Source organism: Camelimonas lactis, assembly GCF_004342915.1.
Classification (GTDB): domain Bacteria; phylum Pseudomonadota; class Alphaproteobacteria; order Rhizobiales; family Beijerinckiaceae; genus Camelimonas; species Camelimonas lactis.
Map to the genome: position 1 here is coordinate 17,812 of NZ_SLWL01000022.1, position 17,125 is coordinate 34,936.

Annotated in this window: 19 protein-coding genes and 1 pseudogene; all 20 read right to left on the bottom strand. The window is 63.1% G+C overall.

Annotated elements, in window-relative coordinates; translation table 11 throughout:
- Positions 1 to 134: 134 nt before the first annotated feature.
- Positions 135 to 620: a DUF2285 domain-containing protein gene (locus tag EV666_RS18830; RefSeq protein ID WP_097143164.1), complete on the bottom strand. Its 486-nt coding sequence runs from the start codon at positions 618 to 620 to the stop codon at positions 135 to 137.
- Entirely contained in the window at positions 586 to 897 is a 312-nt protein-coding gene (locus EV666_RS18910; RefSeq protein WP_376884951.1) for a transcriptional regulator domain-containing protein, read from the bottom strand. The genes EV666_RS18830 and EV666_RS18910 overlap by 35 nt, the downstream gene beginning before the upstream one ends.
- 127 nt (positions 898 to 1,024) lie before the next feature.
- The gene (locus EV666_RS16615; RefSeq protein WP_425359574.1) at positions 1,025 to 1,288 is read right to left on the bottom strand and encodes a DNA -binding domain-containing protein; all 264 of its coding nucleotides are present in this window, start codon (positions 1,286 to 1,288) and stop codon (positions 1,025 to 1,027) included.
- Between the two features lie 113 nt (positions 1,289 to 1,401).
- Complete coding sequence (locus EV666_RS16620) at positions 1,402 to 1,638, bottom strand: helix-turn-helix domain-containing protein (protein ID WP_097143166.1); 237 nt, start codon at positions 1,636 to 1,638, stop codon at positions 1,402 to 1,404.
- A gap of 200 nt (positions 1,639 to 1,838) precedes the next feature.
- On the bottom strand, positions 1,839 to 2,003 hold the full coding sequence (locus tag EV666_RS18345; RefSeq protein WP_165910062.1) for a hypothetical protein: 165 nt from the start codon (positions 2,001 to 2,003) through the stop codon (positions 1,839 to 1,841).
- A 174-nt stretch (positions 2,004 to 2,177) separates the two neighbouring features.
- On the bottom strand, positions 2,178 to 2,342 hold the full coding sequence (locus EV666_RS18350) for a hypothetical protein (protein ID WP_165910063.1): 165 nt from the start codon (positions 2,340 to 2,342) through the stop codon (positions 2,178 to 2,180).
- 292 nt (positions 2,343 to 2,634) lie between these two features.
- Positions 2,635 to 3,180 (bottom strand): hypothetical protein, encoded by a 546-nt coding sequence (locus tag EV666_RS16625; protein WP_132010580.1) that lies wholly within the window; start codon positions 3,178 to 3,180, stop codon positions 2,635 to 2,637.
- A 556-nt stretch (positions 3,181 to 3,736) separates the two neighbouring features.
- A complete protein-coding gene (locus EV666_RS16630; protein ID WP_125301529.1) occupies positions 3,737 to 4,138 on the bottom strand; it encodes a single-stranded DNA-binding protein in 402 nt (133 codons plus the stop codon).
- Positions 4,139 to 4,846: 708 nt separating this feature from the next.
- Positions 4,847 to 5,263, bottom strand: a complete 417-nt coding sequence (locus tag EV666_RS16635; RefSeq protein ID WP_132010582.1) for a hypothetical protein — start codon at positions 5,261 to 5,263, stop codon at positions 4,847 to 4,849.
- A gap of 165 nt (positions 5,264 to 5,428) precedes the next feature.
- Complete coding sequence (locus tag EV666_RS16640; RefSeq protein WP_132010584.1) at positions 5,429 to 6,367, bottom strand: DUF2493 domain-containing protein; 939 nt, start codon at positions 6,365 to 6,367, stop codon at positions 5,429 to 5,431.
- Between the two features lie 328 nt (positions 6,368 to 6,695).
- The gene (locus EV666_RS16645) at positions 6,696 to 7,733 is read right to left on the bottom strand and encodes a DUF7146 domain-containing protein (RefSeq protein WP_132010586.1); all 1,038 of its coding nucleotides are present in this window, start codon (positions 7,731 to 7,733) and stop codon (positions 6,696 to 6,698) included.
- Entirely contained in the window at positions 7,733 to 12,082 is a 4,350-nt protein-coding gene (locus EV666_RS16650; protein WP_132010588.1) for a bifunctional class I SAM-dependent methyltransferase/DEAD/DEAH box helicase, read from the bottom strand. The genes EV666_RS16645 and EV666_RS16650 overlap by 1 nt, the downstream gene beginning before the upstream one ends.
- A gap of 208 nt (positions 12,083 to 12,290) precedes the next feature.
- Positions 12,291 to 12,707: a hypothetical protein gene (locus tag EV666_RS16655; protein WP_097143173.1), complete on the bottom strand. Its 417-nt coding sequence runs from the start codon at positions 12,705 to 12,707 to the stop codon at positions 12,291 to 12,293.
- Between the two features lie 69 nt (positions 12,708 to 12,776).
- Positions 12,777 to 12,971 carry a hypothetical protein gene (locus tag EV666_RS16660; RefSeq protein WP_097143174.1) on the bottom strand — a complete coding sequence of 65 codons (195 nt, stop codon included), beginning with the start codon at positions 12,969 to 12,971 and terminating at the stop codon, positions 12,777 to 12,779.
- Complete coding sequence (locus EV666_RS16665; protein ID WP_097143175.1) at positions 12,953 to 13,381, bottom strand: hypothetical protein; 429 nt, start codon at positions 13,379 to 13,381, stop codon at positions 12,953 to 12,955. Before EV666_RS16665 ends, EV666_RS16660 begins: the two co-directional genes overlap by 19 nt.
- Positions 13,382 to 13,453: 72 nt before the next feature.
- Positions 13,454 to 14,002 carry a hypothetical protein gene (locus EV666_RS16670; protein WP_097143176.1) on the bottom strand — a complete coding sequence of 183 codons (549 nt, stop codon included), beginning with the start codon at positions 14,000 to 14,002 and terminating at the stop codon, positions 13,454 to 13,456.
- Between the two features lie 155 nt (positions 14,003 to 14,157).
- The gene (locus tag EV666_RS16675; protein ID WP_097143177.1) at positions 14,158 to 14,580 is read right to left on the bottom strand and encodes an antirestriction protein; all 423 of its coding nucleotides are present in this window, start codon (positions 14,578 to 14,580) and stop codon (positions 14,158 to 14,160) included.
- A 389-nt stretch (positions 14,581 to 14,969) separates the two neighbouring features.
- Positions 14,970 to 15,239 (bottom strand): DUF6117 family protein, encoded by a 270-nt coding sequence (locus tag EV666_RS16685; RefSeq protein ID WP_132010590.1) that lies wholly within the window; start codon positions 15,237 to 15,239, stop codon positions 14,970 to 14,972.
- 84 nt (positions 15,240 to 15,323) lie between these two features.
- Positions 15,324 to 15,743, bottom strand: a complete 420-nt coding sequence (locus EV666_RS16690) for a hypothetical protein (protein ID WP_097143179.1) — start codon at positions 15,741 to 15,743, stop codon at positions 15,324 to 15,326.
- A gap of 97 nt (positions 15,744 to 15,840) precedes the next feature.
- A pseudogene (locus tag EV666_RS16695) lies at positions 15,841 to 17,125 on the bottom strand (chromosome partitioning protein ParB); the annotation flags it as partial.

Here is a 17,125-nt window from a genome sequence, read left to right on the forward strand (position 1 = left end):
CGGGCCTCCGTGGGGTTGCGGGCGGCGGCCGCGGATTAGCGGCGGACGGCGATCACGGTGGCGGAGGGAAGCCTTCAGGGGGGATGGGGAACTAAGGGGGACGAAAATCCCCACCCCCGGCTCACCAAAAACAGTTAGGATCGATGGCGGTGACGCAGCAATTGGAGATAACCGCCGCTGGTCATGGCGAAACTACCTTCGACGAGCCCTATGACGGCATCGCGCAGAGAAGATGTTTTCCATGGTTCGGCGGCGATACGCGCATCACCATAGATGGCGATCGCGATTTCGCGGTAAGTCGCCCCGTCCAGGCGCGCGTCGAATGCGCGCAGCATCTGGCGGATACGCCGCCGGCGCTGCGACGTCAGCCGCATGTCTGTGGGGACACGACGGCGAAACAGCATCGCGCAAAAGCGGCTCAGCGCATGAAGCCGATCCAACGCGGCGGCATCGAGGATCAGAACAGCGACAAGGATGCCGCCGGATGGGGCATCGATACGGGTGACTTCGAGGCGTTCACCGGCAACGTCGATCCGCAGATGGAGAGCATCGATGCGGTCAAAGGAGTGCGCGCGGATGAAATCCTCAGCAGCGGCGGAATCGCCTGAAGCGAGGGACATCCTGTGGAGTAGAATTGCCCCAGGGTCGGCATTCGGGGTCCAGAAGATAGGATGATCGAGTGCTGTGTGCCGGGGATCGGCGGCGAAAGCACAACCCCCATTGTTCGGCGACGGCACGAGCCTGATCGCTATCAAGTTGCCCGCGCGCAGCGAGGCTCTCGTAGGCTTTCCGGTAATCCAAGTTTCGCCGAAGGAATTCCCAAGCAAGCTCGGACGTCGTCAATCGATCAATAAAGTCATAGTCGGCGTCGGACCGCCAGTCATGTTGTTCAGGCATCCCCTGACCTCCACATACGCTTTACGACTGTGGGCAATGCAAGGGCTACGATCTCAAGTTGCTTTGGTTTTGGGAACAACGAAGGTGGCGTAACGTGATGCGGGTTCTGCACCACCTGGATCGAAGGTCAGTGAAGGGCGGCGCGCATCAGGCTGGAATAGCCCTGCTCGGCCATCCACTTCGCCCGAGCCAGATGCGAGGCGTAGATTCGATGGGCGCGTTCTGCGTCTTTCCTGGGATCAAGGCGCAAGACCAACTCGGCAACCTCCTGCCAATCCGCGCCATCGGCCTCCGCATCGAGAAGACGCAGATACAGCTTTAGATGCGCCCGGTCGTAGGCGGTGAGCTCCGCGTCAGCCGGCGGATGGTCCATGAGCAAGTTTTTGATCACACGATCCCCACTACTGAACCCTATCCAATGTATTGGTGCTTGTTAACGGATTTGTGATGGCAAAACAGAGGTGGAAGCCGCGAATACGACGCCTCCCTACAGTCGGGACAGGATTAGAGAATTTCGCGAACAAGCATAACTCCCACACCACGATCGGAATTGAGGAAGACGATGCCGTTGTCTTCGAAAGACCGACGAACCTGATCGCGTGTGGTCTCGTATACCTCGAAGCCGCTTTCGGATTCGAGGCGTTTGAGGGCGGTCAATGATACACGGGCCTTGTCGGCGAGCGTCTCCTGCGTCCAACCAAGCAACGCGCGCGCGGCCCGAGATTGTCGGGCGGTGATCATGCATGATCACCTCCCACATGGACCTACGCACATTCCAAAACTACGGCTATTTTAGTCGTTCTTGCCGTGATAATCCAGAAAAACCCTATTTGACTCAGCGAATCCGGCGAACGGCCGCGAACTGATTCGGTTTCGGTAAACGCCGGCCTGGTGGCCCATGCGGGGCCACCGCCCGCAGGCGGTGGCCAACGCCGCCCGGCTCAAGCGAACGGGTCTATCTCGTTGATGACGGTATCGTCTTCTCCGTCGTATTCGGCGGCGGGCATCACGCTGAGCGTACCGTCGCCGGCGCGGAAGACGACGATAGTGACCATCAGGGTGGCGGCGAGGCTGAAGGCGAAGGCGTGGGCATCTGCAAGGGACATTTTCCGGCTCCTGTTTGGAGGCGGGGACCATTCCCCGCTCGACAGGCGCCTGATGTGTTTTGGTCTCGGCCGCGATCACCGCCGAGGCGAAGCCTCGCGCGGCGGCATGCTTCGCATAGTCCGACCCTTCATGGGTTGATCGCGGAAGGCCGGGATTGAAACCAAGGTTGCGTCTCAAAGAGCGGGGTGGTCTTTGCCGCCGTAGTCGGAAAATGATTTGCCGATGCCTTTCGCTGTGCCTTGGCTTGTTGGCCCCGTTCCGGTGTCGTTCGTCATTTCGACGGCCGCCGCCAGCACTGTCGGATCTGGGCAGGATAAGATGGCGAGTTCCTTTGCCATCCGTGGATCAGGCCGCGAAGCAGGAATACGGCACGATCCATAGCGTAGTCAGCGTTCGAGTCAGACCTGGCCGGGAGAAGAGGATGGGTTTGGGAAGGAGAAGGAGGGAACCGTCTCTCCTTCCCATGGGAGGGAGTTTGAGGGAGGGGCTTGCCTTTCCCTCATGGGGTGAGCGACGAGAGGGGTCGGCGCAGCCCCCCTTTCGTCAGTGCTGGCGGCCGGTCGATCCGGCTGTCAGCGCTCCCGCAGAGGCAAAGACCAGAGGCGGCGAATGCCGCCTCTGGTCTGCGTCTCACGGCTTGCTGTCGCAGTCGTCACCGTTGACGAAGACATAGATTGCGGAAAATTCCTCGCCTTCATCGTAACCATGCAGGTCTTCGTAGCATTCCTCGTCAATGTCGTCAGGATCGTGTTCAACGGACGACGGAGCCGATGTAGGGTATTCCTGCTGCGGTAGTTCCAAGCCGATGGCATCGATAGGAATGCCGAGCTTTCTTTCGATCCTATCAAGCAGAAGGCGAAACTCCTTCATCTCGCAGGGAACATGATCCCAAAGGTCCGAGCCTTTCGGCTCGCGCCAGTAATATTCATAGTTTTCGCGATGATTGCCGAAATCCTCGTCCAGTTCCGCGACCTTGGCCGGATCGGTATTGAGGATGAAGCGGCGTTCCGCTGCCAAAGCCTCGCGGGTGTAGGTGATGAATTGTGCGAGGAAATTTTCGAGGTAGTCATGCAGCGCCCGTTCGAGAGCCGTGTTGCAATCGAGACGATTGACCAGAACGTCGATCCGAAGCGCGGCAGCATCGGCATACATCTTGAGAAAATTCAATTCAGACATGGAAGCCTCCTTTGCGTTATCTGACGCAAAGGTGTCTGCATTGGCGACCCAAGGGGTCAAGGATCGCAACGCGACCGGCGGAGCCGGCGAGTGGGGGAGCCGAAATGCGTTAGCATTTTGGGGGGACCACGAAGTCCTTTACGCCGCAGGGGCGAATGCGACAATCGGAAGTCAGATAGAGAAGCCCCGCGGCGCCGACCAGGCGCCGCGTCCGTATGGGCTGGGGAGGTTTGGAGGGGGTGGACCACCCCCTTCATGGGTGGGGGGTCAAGGGGGCGGGGCTCGCCCTGCCCCTTTCGGGGAGAGTCATGAGAGGGGCGGCTTTCCCCCTTCTCATGAGGAGATCCGGCCGGTAGATCCGGCTGGAGGGCCTATCCATACAGTCCGAGGTCACGATCACCGACAAGCGGAGGGAGCATAGGCACCCCTCTCTTCGCGGCGTCTGCGCTCAGCTTCCCCGAGCAGAGGCGGCATTATTTGGCGCGGAAGCGGTGGTGTTCTGCCGCGAACATGGGAAAACCCGGCGGCTTGCGCCGCCGGGCCTTTGGCACCCCGCTCAGAACGGGATGTCATCGTCGAAATCGCGCTGTCCTTCACCGTTCTCGGTCTGCTTCGCTCGCGTCAGGAACGTGACCGACTCGGCGATGATCTCGGTGCCGTAGCGGTCATTGCCCTGCTGGTCGGTCCATTTCGTGTAATGGATGCGGCCCTCCACCAGTACCTTCATGCCCTTACTGCAATGCTCCTGGACCGTCTTGCCAACGCCGTTGAAGGCGATGACGCGATGCCATTCGGTATCCTGGACCCGGTAGCCGTTCTCGTCTCGGACAACCCGGCCTTCCGAATAGCGTGGGCGCGAGGTTGCGAGCGTGAAGTGGGTGATGCTGGTGCCGCCCTGGGTAGTGCGGGTTTCGGGGTCCTGGCCGATGTTGCCGGCAAGAATGGCGATGTTTGTCATTTTCGTATCTCCGTTGCACCTCGGAGGGACCATCCCTCCGACGAGACCCGGCCAAGGCCGTCGGGAGATGCTTGCACTGGCGTTTCAAGCGGCAGCTTGACCCGTAAGGCCCGGAGTGGGGCGGGCAGGCGCTTGCGCCAACTCGGTCCGGAGCCGCGCGGGTTGCGGTCAGAAACCGAACGGTCTTAGGGGATCAGTCAGTCGGAGGGATTGGTGCCTTTGAGAGCACAAACGGAGATATGCGGCGCAAACCATCGTCCTTGCCGGTAACAGCGTGGTGCCAGGCTCCGTGCTGAAACCCTTATCAGATCGGTGCGCCTGCAAGAGCCTCTTCACCCGTGACCTCATGCCGCCAGCCGGAAGGCCGGCAGTCCGGACGTAGCCGTAACGGCTATCGGGTTTCAGGCACATGGCGCCGTTCCAGGCTCGCCGGCTGAAGGGACGATCCAGTAGTATTGAGAGACGGAAACATGAAGGTGTTCGCGGTTGCCCCCCGCTATACGGATACCGGACCGATGCGGAAGGTGCTGACCGTAACATCGCGCGGGATTGTCGTTCGGTGACCGCCTTCCCCTGCCGGGCGAAGCAGGCCGCGAATGAGGATGACGAACACCGCGCTGATCTGCCATCTCTCATCTGGGCGGGTGACAAAGAAACGGCGGCGCAAGCCGCCGGTTTTTTCCATGGAAGCAGCAGGTCGCGCCCGCTTCAGCGCGAGAGGATCGCCGTACCGAGGGCGTTGAGATTGAGCAGCGCCGCAACGCCAATGAACAGGCCACCGGCTCCGCCGAGCAGGTTCAGCGCAACCGTGGAATCGATGAAGTTCTTCGTGACCCCGTGGACGAGCGCGTAGCCGGCGATGGTCGCAGGGATCGCGAAGACAGCAAGCGCGATCAGCCGCAAGGCCCGGTTCTTCGCAAAGCCCACAACGGCGATGACCAGCGCCACGGAAAGCAGCGCCGCGCCAATGGCAGCAAGCCCCGACATCAGGAAACCGGCCTCCATTCCATGAACATATTGGAAGGCGGAAAGCCCAACCATGAAGGGCAAGGCATAGATGGCGAAGTTATAGGCGATCACGCACATGGCGATCGTCAGGGAGATGGCGAGCAGGATCAGGGTCATGACAGCCTCCAGATGAACGGTTGAGGATCACGTCAGGCTGCCAGGAGATACGCTCCGCCTGCGACTATGCCAGTTCACCGTTGCTGCAAGGATGCTCCATTTGAGCCAGATCAATGGGATTTCGTCAAGTATTGGCGGCTGAAACAGCCGCCGAGCGGCGGCGCTTTACGCGCCGCCGTCGAACCTCATGACGGGAATGCCGAGATTGCGGGCCTTGTCCTCGAGATTGCCCTGGATGCCGCCACCGCCGAAGATGAGAACGCCGACCGGAATGACTTCGAGCATGGTATCGTTGCGCTTGAAGGGCGCCTGTTTCGACGAATACTTCTTGAAGTCCGGTTCGAAGGCGATCTGCGTCACCTTGCGGATGCCTGCCCAGTCGGAAGCGATCTTTTCGGCGCCTGTCTTGGCGCCGCCGTGGATGAGCACCATATCAGCATGCTTTGCATGGACCTGATCGAGCTTCGCCCAGATCAGGTGATGGTCGTTGAAGTTCGTGCCGCCGGAGACGGCAACCTTCGGTCCGGCGGGCAGCAGCACCTCTTTCTCCGCTTGGCGCTTCGCAGCAAGGAAGTCGCGGCTGTCGATCATCGCGGCGGTCAAGTTGCGGTGGCTGATTTTCGAGCCGGTGCGCGGCCGCCAAGCGCTGCCGGTGTGGTGCTCGAAGGCTTCTGTGGCGACTTCACGGAAGAGTTCCATGCTGTTGCGCCGCTCGATCATGGTCTGCCCCTCCGCCGTCAGGCGTTCGAGTTCGACCGACTTCACCTCGCTGCCATCCTGTTCTCTCTGAAGGCGGCGCTGTGCCTGCTCGTTGTCGTCAAGCTCGCGTTCGACCCGGCTGGCGGCGCGATGGAAGAGATTGACGGTTCCCCAGAGCAGCTCTTCGAGATCGGGTTCGAGGCGAGTGTCGCCGAGTGTGGCGATGAGGGCGTCGAAGATGTCTGCGACCGCGGCGGCGACGGTATTGCCCTCCGGCAGCGGTCGAGGATCGGGTTCGTCCTGAAACGGACGCCAGCCGTAGAGCTGGAGTTCCGTGAGGACATGATCGGTGGGAGATGAGGCGTGGACCGGCTCGAAACCTGCATCATCGTCTTCGTTCGTCATCGGGAGCGTCCTTTGTCTGGAGACCGCGCCCATCGCGGCCTTCGCAGGCGTCGAAGCTCACGGGCAGGACGGACTGGCAGCCCTCGCACTCCCGCGAGGGCCTTGATGGCCGGGTTCCGGCTATTTTGTTTCGCGCTGCAAAGGCGGCATCGCCGCCGGCGGAAAATAGCCGGGACACGGCCATTGCCTGGCCGGCCAGCTTGTGAGCCGATCGTCCTCTCAGAAGGCCGTGGGCGCCGCTCTCTCCGACACGAGAAGGATGCTTCCGATGATGAATGGAGGCGGCAGGTGGAGATGCCCTTCCGCACCTCATCCCCCGCCGATGTCCTCATCCCTCCATGAATCGGCTAACGTCTTCGGGATGAAGCTGGTCCTTCAGAGCCGCCCGAAGGGCGTCGACGCCGCGCCAGCGCAGATCGTCGTTGAAGTCCTCGCCGACCGGCGACACCGGGATCGCCTGGATGCCGACGCTCGCTGCTCTGTCGATCAGGCTGTCTCTCGCGCTATCGCCTGCCGGATCGCGATCTCTGAGGACATAGAGCCTGCGCAGTGTCGCCGGGAACAGGATGGCAGCGAGATGTGCCGCCGAAAGCGCCGCCAGCATCGGCATGTGGGGCAAGACCTGACGGGGCGACAGCACGGTTTCGATGCCCTCGCCGGCCGCGAGCACCTCACCGGCAACGCCGAAGCGGACGCCGTGCCCGAGAAGGTCACCCATCGCCCGCCTCGGTGTCTCGACAGGCGCCTTGCCCGAACCGTCCGGGGAAAGCCAGGTGCGGTGAGCGCCGGTCTGCTTGCCGTCGAGATCGGTCACGGACGCGGCAATCGCCGGCCAGATCTCCGTGGGCGAATGCTCATCGGGCCTGTAATAGCACCGCGGATGGTAGCGCAGCGCGGAGCCACCGACGAGCGACGTGATCGCCCTGCTTCTGAGGTAGATTTCCGCAAGGGTGCCGCCGATCGGCTGCGACATGGCGAAGAGCCGCCGGGACGCTTCAGGCGAACCGATGACAATGTTTGAAGTCATTCCGGTCGGCGTTCTCGGCCTCGAAGGTTCGGGATGGGGCAGCGAGAGGAACCGGCGCGCTTCCTCGGCTACGTCCTTGAAGTCGATGAGGCCGAGCGCCTCGCGGATGACGTCGAGGAGATCGCCATGCTCGCCCGTCGCGCCGTCGGTCCATTTGCCGGCCGGGCCTTTGGCTGTGTCCTTCAGACGGACATAGAGGGAGCGGCCGGGGCTGTTCTGGACGTCCCCGACCAGCCAGTAATTGCCGGAGCGACGGCCGGAGGACAGATATTCGCGGCAGACCGCCTCGGCCTGCCTGCCGAGACGGATTGCCAGATCGGAAGCACCGTGACGGGCCATCACGCAGCCTCCCGCTCGCCGATGCGCTCGACCGGCCAGCGGTCGAGGAGCTTGGCGAGAACGACCGGCCCGTTGGCATCGACAGGCACGAACATCCTGAGCTTCCACGAGATAATCTCGTGGAACAAGCCGTAGGCCGTCAGGCGCTCGCGCATGGTGTCGTCGAAGCCGGAAAGCTCGATGCGGTTGGCGCCCATGACACGGACACGGCGAAGCTGGAGACCCTCGGCGAGATCGAGGATGGTGCGTCCGTCCATCAGCGCCGTGAAGGCTTCGTCGGGCGTTAGCGACGTCGTGCCGGTCGTGGTCGCTGTTGCGGCCCAGGCCGGCGAGACACGGCGACCGATGATGCGCTCACCTTCGTCGGTCTGAAGACGATAGACGCGGGTGGATTCCTGTGGCAGCCGCTTCCAGATCGGTAGCAACAGGCCGGCGACGACATGGATGGTGCCGTCGGTGAACTCCGGCACCTCGGCCAGCTCGGCGTTCCAGGCCGCGGCAAAGGCATCATGGTCGGCTTCGAGCCAATAGGTCTCGGCCATCAGCTTCACCGGGATGTTATGCCCTTCCATCGGCCGGATCAGGCGGACACGCCGTTCGATCTCGCCATCGTCGAGCATGACGCTCGTGGTTGGGATCTGCATCGCGGCGCGGCCCGACCGCTCGTTGATCAGCAGCATGGCGCGCGGATCGTCCAGATGGCCAAGGGCTTCGGTCAGCGTGACCGGCCGGTTGCGCTTGCGCTCGGTGATGGTCAGAAGGCGGGTTTCGGCACCGGTGCCCGGATGGACATAGATGGTCTTCCGGTCGGTGACGACGAAGCTCTCGGCCGTCAGCGTTTCCAGCCCGACATCATAGGTGCCGCTGGCGACCGCCCCTTCGATCTTGGCCGCGAGAAGCTGCTCGAACGCGGTGAAGAGGATGCCCTGAAGCTCGATCGTCAGCGCCAGCAGGCGATTGAGAAAGGTCGTGATCGGCGGCAGATCGTCCTTGATGCCTGTCGAATCCATCAGCTTCAGGCCGGTGGCGCTTTCGAAACGATCGAGGCTGCATCCCTCGACCTTGCCGCGGACCAGCAGGAGATAGAGCTGGCGCAGCGCGTCGCGAGCATAAACGCTCTCCAGATTGTCCTCGGGGCGGAACAGGCCCTGGCCGCCGGTCTGGCGCTGGCCGCGAGTGATCGCGCCCAGCGTGTCGAGACGGCGAGCAATGGTCGAGAGGAACCGCTTCTCGGCTTTGACGTTGGTCGCGATCGGCCGGAAGAGCGGCGGCTGTGCCTGGTTGGTGCGATGGGTGCGGCCAAGGCCCTGGATCGCCTTGTCTGCCTTCCAGCCGGGTTCGAGCAGGTAGTGGACGCGCAGCCGCGTGTTCTTCGCCGAAAGCTCGGCGTGATAGGACCTGCCCGTGCCGCCGGCGTCGGAGAAGACGAGCGCACGCTTGTCATCGTCCATGAAGGCTTGCGTCTCGGACAGATTGGCGGAAGCCGCTCGGCTTTCGACCACGAGACGATCGATACCACCGGAACTGCGTTTCCTGACGATGCGGCGGGAGCGGCCCGTCACCTCGGCCACCATGTCGGTCCCGAAATGCTGGACAAGCTGGTCGAGGGCGCCGGGAACCGGCGGCAGGCTGGCGAGCTTCTCGATCAGGGCATCGCGGCGGGCGACCGCCTCGCGGCTCTCGACCGGCTGGCCGTCCCGATAGACCGGCCGTGACGACAGGTTGCCTTCCGAGTCGGTGAACGGCTCATAGAGCTGCACCGGGAAGGAATGTGAAAGGTAATCAAGGACATACTCGCGCGGTGTAATGTCCACGCGGACGTCGTTCCATTCTTCGGTCGGCAGGTCTGCCAGCCTGCGCTCCATGAGCGCCTCACCGGTCGAGACGATCTGGACAACGGCCGAATGGCCCTGCTCCAGATCGCTGGTGATCGAACGGATCAGCGTCGGCGATTTCATCGACGTCAGCAAATGCCCGAAAAACCTCTGCTTGGCCGACTCGAAAGCGCTGCGGGCGGCGGATTTCGCCTGCTTGTTCAACGTGCCCGTGTCGCCGGTGATATTGGCGACCTGCATCGCGGCGTCCAGATTATTGTGAATGATTTGGAACGCGCCGGCATAGGCGTCGTAGATGCGCCGCTGCTCCTGCGTCAGTTCATGCTCGACCAGTTCGTATTCCACACCGTCGAAGGAGAGCGAGCGGGCGGTGTAGAGGCCGAGCGCACGAAGGTCGCGGGCGAGAACCTCCATCGCCGCAACACCGCCGTCTTCGATCGCGGTGACGAATTCGGCACGGTTGGCGAAGGGAAAATCCTCGCCGCCCCAGAGGCCGAGCCGCTGGGCGTAGGCGAGATTGTGGACCGTGGTGGCGCCGGTCGCGGAAACGTAGGTGACGCGGGCGTTCGGAAGCGCATGCTGGAGACGCAGGCCGGCGCGGCCCTGCTGCGATGCGGCAACGTCGCCGCGCTCTCCTTTGCCGCCACCGGCGTTTTGCATCTCGTGCGCCTCGTCGAAAATAATGGCTCCGTCAAAGTCCTTTCCCAACCATTCGACGATCTGTTTGACGCGCGAAACCCTTGTCCCACGGTCGTCGGAGCGTAGCGTGGCATAGGTCGTAAATAGGACGCCTTCCGGCAGCGTGATCGGCTTGCCCTGCGGGAAGCGCGACAGCGGCGTCACCAGCAGGCGCTCCATGCCGAGCGCGCTCCAGTCCCTTTGCGCGTCCTCGATCAACTTGTCGGATTTCGAGATCCATACCGCCTTGCGGCGGCCCTGCATCCAGTTGTCGAGGATGATGCTCGCGGATTCACGGCCCTTGCCGACGCCAGTGCCATCACCGATCATGAAGCCACGCCGGAAACGCACGGCATTCTTCGCGTCTTCGGGTGCCGCGCTGACGAGATCGAAGGTCTCGTCCACCGTCCACGAACCGGCGAGATAGTCGGAATGGGCCTCGCCGGCATAGATCAGGGTTTCGAGTTGTGCGTCGGAGAGCAGGCCGTGAATGTTGGTCGGTAAGTGTGGCCGGTAGCTTGGCTTCGGCGGCGCAACACTCGCCATCGCCACCGATTGCACGAGCTTGGTCGGATGCGCCGTAGAGCCGGGAATACGGATAACCTGAAGTCCGTATTCCTCGTAGATGGCGTCGGAGATACGGCCATCCTCGGCCGCCTGCCAGTCGACGGTCTCGTATTCGAGCGCCACGGCTTCGGGCTCGGCCAGCGGCGCGGAAGGAGCCGGCCTTGCGGCAGCGGCACGGTTCAGATAGCCGCGCACGGTGCGGGGCGCGGGCGCGGTGACCACAGGGACCGCGACGGACGGATCGACAGGCAGGCGCACAGGCAGATGCGTGTCGAGCCAGCCCATCAGCGTAGCAACATCCGGCGCGACACCGGGAGCGGCCGGAAAGAGAGCCGGATCATCGGCGGGCAGCTTGTCGATGACGGTGATCCGTGTCGGGATCGTCGTGCCGTGCTTGGCATAGACCGAGCCGTCGATCGCGGCGGAGAAGACGACGCGACCCCGCTCCTGCAGCCGGGTAAAGGCAGGAGTCCAGGCAACATTGTCAGGCGCGAAGTTCGCGCCGGTGATCGTCACCAGTCGTCCGCCGGGTGCAAGACGCGCCAGCGCCGAGGCGACGTGGCGATAGGCGGCGTCGGCCATGCGACCCTCAACATTGGCCATGGCAGAAAATGGTGGGTTCATCAGCACGATGGAAGGAACCAGACCGGGATCGAGATGATCGTCGATCTGGGCAGCATCGAAGCGGGTGACGGAAACGGCCGGAAACAGGGAAGAAAGCAGGCCGGCGCGCAGCTCGGCCAGCTCGTTGAGCACAAGCGCGCCTCCGGCGATCTCGGCGAGAATGGCGAGCAGCCCGGTGCCGGCCGAAGGTTCCAGCACACGATCGGCGGGCGTGATCGCCGCTGCCGTCGCGGCCACCAGGCCGAGCGGAACCGGCGTCGAGAATTGCTGGAAGGTCTGTGCCTCTTCGGATCGCCGTGTGTGGGTCGGCAGGAGGCTGGCGATTTTCGACAGGGCGGAAAGTCGTGCAGCCGGAGAACCGGCTTTACGGAAAAGCGCCTTTCCGTATTTGCGCAGGAAGAGGACGGTTGCGGCCTCGCAGGCGTCATAGCCGGTTTTCCAGTCCCAGGCGCCGGCCGCATCGGAAGCTCCGAAAGCGGTTTCCATTGCGGCGCGCAGCGTAGCGGCATCGACACGCTGGCCGCGCTCGAGATGGGGAAGAAGAAGATCGGCGGCCGCGAAGACGGAAGCGGCCGTGTCGGTGTCGGAAGCAAGCGGGAGTGACGCGGAAGCAGGAGCCGCCGCAGATGCGGAAATCATGTTCATGGGAACGACCTCGGGAGAGCAGAACAGGATTGAGCCGCGCAGCGCTCTCTCTCGACCGCACAGGCTCAAACCCGTCCCGGCAACCCTCTCCCTCTCCGTCCCGAGGAAAGACGCCCGACTACGAGGTGGAAATAGCCGTGGCTGCCATGACAAGAGCACCCGACCGTTGGGTGGGACGCTCAGCCGATAGACGTGGGTTTCGATGATCTCAGGCATCAGGATCACCTTCATCGAGAACCTGGGCGAGCCAACCATCGGTATAGGTCCATGCGACGGTCTCGCCGGTGGCGAGATCAAGGACGTGCGCCCCGCCGCCGAAACCATCGATCCGCGGGCGTGAGCAGGTGTTGGCGTACTGGAAACCCCAACGACCTGTCAGGCCGAACTCGGCCGCGCAGATCTTCACGAACTGGATCAGACGCTCGGGATCGCCGGTGACGTCATCGTGCATCCAGAGCTGAGTGCCACCATGTTCGGGCTGGATCGAGAGAAGGAAGCCCTCGGAAGGCGGTTCCTCCGAGGCGCCTTCCTCGGAGAGCTTGTTGTAAAGGTCGAGCGCGCGGGCGGCATTGTCGGGCGTGCCGACGTCGAGCAGGCAGGAGAAATGAGTGAAGTAGTTGGCCATGTCAGGCTCCTGAAACGCAAATGCCCGGCGCGATGGCCGGGCGAGGTTGAGGGGATGCTTGCGGCTATGTCAGAGGCGGAAGTGGGCCACGAGCCGCTGCGCGTCGGCGTGATGCCGGAGCATTTCGCGATAGAAGCGCTTGCGGGCTTCCCGCTTCGCCGGATCGCGGCGGGCGCTGCGCGCGAGCCTGCGGCGCGCGGCGCGGATGACGGCCCGGTTGCTGTCCCAGACCATGATGTCGAGCCTCAGATAGGTGGCGTACATTTGAGCCCCCTACAGTTGATGCGTTCGCACAGGGCGTCGATCCGGGTCAGATCAAGGCCGGCGTGAGCGCCGTCATTGGTGAGGATGCTCCCGAGCGGCGGATCGATGTCGCCCCGCGCAAGGGCGATCTGAAGAAGCCGGAGACCAGCCAGTACGGCATCGCGCTCCTGGGCCGTGACCGCGACGGTCAGGAACGCTTCGATGGTCTCGTCATCTTCGAGCAGGCGAACGCCGTCGTCCGCGTCGATTTCGAAGTCGTCATATTCCGACACAGAGCCGGTAGCGAACCATTCGCCTTCATACATGAAGCTGTTGGCGAGGCTTCGCGCCTGCTCCGGCGTCGCAGCCTCGACGACGGTTTCGTAATAGACCAGGGCATCATGGCGTGCGGTGACAACAAATTTCGGCATGGGGGACTCCTCAAATGAAAGCGCCCGGCGCGGGGGCCGGGCTGGATCGGGGAATGTGGTGGGGCATCGGGGTCAGGCAGCCTGGAACAGCGCTGCCCGGACGGTCTGCCGCCAATCAGGATGAACCAGGCGGCCTTCGAGGACGCTGGCGCGGAAACGAAGCACGCGGGCGGTGCTGTGATTGTCCCATCCGGCCTCCAGGGAGGCTTCGCCGCGCAGCTTGCTCGCCTTTGCCACGACAAGGCGGGCCTCGCCGTCGGAGGCGACGGGATCGCACCATCGGATGCCGCGCTGCCACGGCTCGCCGGCAAGCACTTGCCGGTGCTCACCGTCAACGACAACAAACAGCCGGGGCTGGAAACCGATGGCATCGTCGTCGCCGGTGACGATACGGCTCTGTCGGGCAATCCCTTCGACGAAGGCGATCGCCTCATCGAGCGAGCCGCATTGCGCCAGTTCGATCGTGGTAACCGTGGAATAGGAACCGTAGATTGGATCGTCTTCCGGATACTCAATTTCTCCGAGGCAGGTGACGCGCAGGGGAAATTTCCGGGAGGCCAACAGAGCGGCAACGGCGCGCGAAACTGGAACGCCGGCATTCGCAAAGGTGAAACTGTTCATCACGATATCTCCGCGACGGGCGGCGGAAGCCTCTCTCCCGACCCTCATCCCGCCACGGCCAAACCGGCCCTACTCTCCCTCTCATCGCTCTCGCATTGCGGCCGTGGCCGGCATGAAAAAAGCGCCCCACCGATCGGCAGGACGCTTTTTGAGATTCAATCGATGGCCTGGAATATCTCGGACGCCTCGGGATGGCCGTCCAGATTGTCGCGAAGGCGGTGGAAGCTTTCCACCAGTAGGTCGGATTCGTATTGGAAGGTGAGATGCGAAAGCGTGAACATCGTGGCGATGATGCCGGCGGCCTCCGCCGAGACCTCGCCACGAAACTCCGTGAGGCCGCTTTCGATCCGGTAACGTGGCCTGGACGTCGGTGCGAGGAACAGCGGCTGATCATGATGCTCGTAGAAATTCCAGAAGCCGCCGCGATAGTCGTCGGGGCTGAGCCGCTCCATGATCGTATAGACCGCGGCCTCGGCGACGATGAAGAGCCGATGCCCGAACAGCGTCGGCAGGAACTTCCCGCGGCGATGATCCGGAACGAGGGTTGCAAAATGAGAAGTAGCGACTTGCGTAGACATGGAACTGGTTCTCCGGAGAGCGGAAAAGGACAGGACCGGACGGCGCTCTCTCTTTGCCCGTCCGAACCCATCCCGGCCCCGCAGCACTCTTCCTCTCAGTCCCAAAGTTCGTCCGCGATCTCGCGCGTGAGCATGGTCCGTGCCTTCATCATCACGTCCGTCACCGGACGTGTCGATATGCCCATAGAACCGCGCGCGTCGACCATTCTCGGTCCAGTCGGCATAATAGCAGTAGGTCTGTTCCGTGCGCCGGAAGGCCCTCATGTCGGATGCCCAGTGCGGCTTCGGCTCGACGACAACGGTGACGGTGCCATGCGTCTCCTCCCACGGAAGCGAACGCTCCGCGGGAGGATTGCTGCGATCGTCGGCGAAGATCTCGTCGATCGTCGTCATGATGCACCTCCGTCTTCGGGGTTCTCGATGAAACCGGCCGGATCGTCGGGATCGGGCGGCAGATAGAGATCGTAAGGATTGCCGTCGGCGAGATGGCCGAACGGCGTCATGACGATATCGCCGTCATCCGCGCGGCCTACGGCGCAGACGACATAGCGACGCTCGCAGGTGACGGCATCCAGGCACTCCATGAGTGCGAGATTGCCGTCGCCGGCGGCGCGAAGCAGGGTGTTGAAGTTCGTGCGGGCATGGTCGGGGATGGCCATGAGGTTTCTCCAGAAACGAAAAAGCCCGGCGCGATGGCCGGGCCGGGTTGATCGGGAAGGTATGTGCTCAAAGCGCCGCGCGGTTTATGGATTTATCGGAATGTACTGACCGAGAACCGGCGTCAGCGCGTCGTTGATCGCGTGCAGAAGTGCCGTGCGCTCGCCGTCCGACAGACGGGAGAGCGCATGGTCGGGGATGAGATTGTTGACCGCGTGGGTGGCATCGTCGATCAGGCCGTCGAATTCCTCGGAGGCGAGAGCGGCACTATCCGGGACCGCCTCCTGACCGGCCTCCGTGCCGTCATCGACGAAGCCGTCGATGACGACGACATCGAGCGTATAGCTGCCGATCATCGTGTCGTCGGACAGGAATCCGGCGCCCATCAGCCGCGAACGAATGGCATCGTCGGTGGCCTCTGCGGCCCAGACATATTCCTTTCGCTCGTCAATCAGGACGCCGCTTTCGTCCTCCAGGTCGAATTCGAGAGTGGCATGAATTTTCATCGTTATTCTCCAAAACAAAAAAGCCCGGCATGGGACCGGGCTGTGAAACAAGGGAGGGAAGACAGCGGGGCGACCTGAGTCACCCCGCCGATGCGACCTATTCGGCAGCCACCAGATGTTCGGGTTCCTCACTGCTGGCGCCGTCGTCCGCGGCATCCTCGTCGTCATCGCCTGCGAGGAAATCGGGCAGCGCCGCTTCGTCACCGCCATCGCCGTCTGCCGATGGTTCCACGGCCTGATCGGCATCGGAACCGGCAAGACGCAGCGGCTCCGGCAGCCAGCCGGTATCCGCCAGCAGGCGCTCGGCCTCCTCGACCATTTTGGCCTTTTTCATGTCGGCAATCAGGTCGGCCATCCGATCACCGGCACCTTCGCGCACGGCTTCGAGAATGCGGATTTTGGGGACGCGGCCGAGATAGTTGACGGCCGTCGGCCGGAAACCTGCCTCCGCCATGTCTAGGCCGGTGCCGCGGGCAAGGCGGTCGGCTTCCGCCATGCGGGTCTGAAGACCCTGTTCCGTTATGCCGGTCCCGCTGAAGGGGTTCGGCCGCTCATAGAGCGCGTTGATGCCGAACGAGACGCAATGCGCCAGCAGCGCCATGCGGCTGGTATCATCGAGCGCATGGAGCCAATCCCACAGCGCATCGGCGTCGGTCGGAAGATCCGCCTTCCATCCCGCGTGCCGCTCGGCGACCGACTTCGCATAGGGGCTGTCCTTGAGGTCGATGCCCTGCTCGCGGAAGTACACTTCCTGGACCGAGACTCGCACGGTCGATCCGGTGGTAGACTGCTTGAAGCGGTCGCGCACCAGCCGATGCAGCAGCGCCGTCATGGCGACATGCGGATTGGCGGCCACGGCGTCGCTCAGTGCCACGGTGCGATGCGCCGTCAACTCGATCACCAGCTTTTCGGGAAGAGGCTTGATCGTGTCCTCTTCTTCCTCGGGCTCGGCCGACTGCCCATCGATGGTGATGGTGGCGCGCTGAACATCAGGCGCCGCCGCACCATCCGTATCGCTGCCAGCTTCAGCCTCCGGCGTTCCGCCTTCGGCGCTCTCGACCGGCTCGTCCTCCGGACGGACCCAGCCGCGATCGACCGCAAGCGTTCCATCCTCGTCGATGCTGACGAAAACGCCGGCGATGGCGATGTCGGCGGGATCGTAGATCGCCGGACGACGCTCGAAAGCTTCGAGCTGCTTTTCGATCTCGCCGAGGCGCTGGTCGATGTCGGCGGGCAGTTCGTCAGCGCCTTCATGCTCGGCCTCGATCCGTTCATATTCGTCGCGAAGTGCGGATTCCACGGATGATGGGCATCGATTCCACGCGATCGTGGGCATGGATTCCACGGCATCGTGGGCATCGATTCCACGCCTCGGGCAGCCT